The organism is Lactiplantibacillus sp. C232 (assembly GCF_023806725.1).
Taxonomy (GTDB): Bacteria; Bacillota; Bacilli; order Lactobacillales; family Lactobacillaceae; genus Lactiplantibacillus; species Lactiplantibacillus plantarum.
Genome location: NZ_JAMSKZ010000087.1, coordinates 1 through 209 on the forward strand (window position 1 = coordinate 1; position 209 = coordinate 209).

Annotated in this window: 1 rRNA gene; it reads left to right on the forward strand. The window is 35.9% G+C overall.

Features of this window, described 5'->3' with window-relative positions:
* Nucleotides 1-61, forward strand: a 16S ribosomal RNA gene (locus tag MZO41_RS16725); the annotation flags it as partial.
* Between the last annotated feature and the right edge of the window lie 148 nt (nt 62-209).

Here is a 209-nt window from a genome sequence, read left to right on the forward strand (position 1 = left end):
GATTAGGGTGAAGTCGTAACAAGGTAGCCGTAGGAGAACCTGCGGCTGGATCACCTCCTTTCTAAGGAATATTACGGAAACCTACACATTCTTCGAAACTTTGTTTAGTTTTGAGAGATTTAACTCTCAAAACTTGTTCTTTGAAAACTAGATAATATCAAATATATTTTTTCATAATGAAACCGAGAACACCGCGTTTTTTGAGTTTT